The 1364-nt window shown below is 64.3% G+C and carries 1 protein-coding gene; it reads right to left on the reverse strand.

Going from position 1 to position 1364, the window contains the following annotated elements:
* On the reverse strand, positions 1–1364 hold a 1364-nt coding region (locus tag IE126_RS25665; protein WP_229825960.1), incomplete at both ends, for a phage tail tip lysozyme.

Below are 1364 nucleotides of genomic sequence, written 5' to 3' on the forward strand. Positions count from 1 at the left end.
TGCGCCGCCCCGGTCCCGAGCTGGCCGAGCTGCGCCTGTGTCGAGAGCGTCGTGCCCTCAAAGCGCGCCATGGCAGCTTCGGCCCCAGCGAGGCGCTGGTCCCATCCATGCGCACTGGTCGGGTTGTTGGCATTGTAGCCTTGCGGCCGCTCGAAGCCGACAAAGGCATGCGTGGCATCATAGAGATTGGTCGAGGCCATCAGCCGCTGGAACGGCCCGTTCTCGCTGGTCATCATCTCGCGCCAGGCGAATTCAAGCTGCGCCTGCACATTCCCCAGATTGCCTTGCCCGCCAATGAAGTCGAACAGCTTCGGGGCGCGGTCATTCCATTGGAACAGCCCGTGCGCGGCCCCGCCATCCCCCACGGCCAGCGGGTTGAACCCGCTTTCCGCCTGCACATTGCCCATGATCGCCGCGATCTGATGCGGTGCGAGGCCTTTGGCCGCGAAGAAGGCCCAGACCTGTTGCTGGACATTGGTCGAACCGGCCAATTGCCCGGCCCCTCCGCCAGCATATCCAATGCCACCGGCACCGCCGGGCAGCTGTCCCGAGATCGTGCCCGCCGATATCTGCACCATGGGTGTGGTAACGGACATCGAGGAGGCGTTCATCGTGCTGACCGACAACTGAGCAGCCTCGGCCGAGCCTCCACCGAACAACCGACCGAAAATTCCTGACAGCCCGCCGACATCTGCCATCGTGGGCAGATCGGTGCCGAGAATGGCATTCTTCAGCGGGTTTTTCAGGCTGAGTTCCGAGATCAGGCCAATGGTCTGCTGTCCAATGCTTTTCAGCGCATCCGAAAGGTCGCCACCCAGCAGCCCATCGACCATGCCATCAATCGCAGAGGATGCGGAGGCTTCCACGCTGCCCCAGGCATCCGCCAGACGCTCGACCTCCGCACGGCGATCTGCAAGCGCGGCTGCCTCGGAACGGGCCTTGGCAATCTGATCTGCGGTGATTTCGGTCGAGCGGCGGCGCAATTCTACCTCGGCTTCGAACCCGGCAATCGCCCGCGCCCGTTCCCGGTCGGTTGCGCCGATCAGCGAGGCTTCCAGACGCAGACGGGCGATCTGCTCAGCCTGCGCCTTGCCATAATCGATCAGCGCCTCGGTCGCCTGTGCCCGCTTTTCCTCACGGGCCAGCTGGGCCGACAGTTCCCGGCGTTCGGCAATGATCTTGTTCAGGTCGGCTTGTTCTTTGCCATTGGCCTCTGCCGCCGCCGCAACGAGCGGATGCAACTCAATCTCCTCCCGCAGGAGCCGGTTGGCTTCCTCGGCCGTGATGAGGCCTGCAGCAACCTGCGTATTGAGCCGGGCGCGGATTTCCAGCTCCACCCGCATGTCGGCGGATTGGGCCTTGGC

Source organism: Gemmobacter nanjingensis, assembly GCF_014652195.1.
Taxonomy (GTDB): Bacteria; Pseudomonadota; Alphaproteobacteria; order Rhodobacterales; family Rhodobacteraceae; genus Gemmobacter; species Gemmobacter caeni.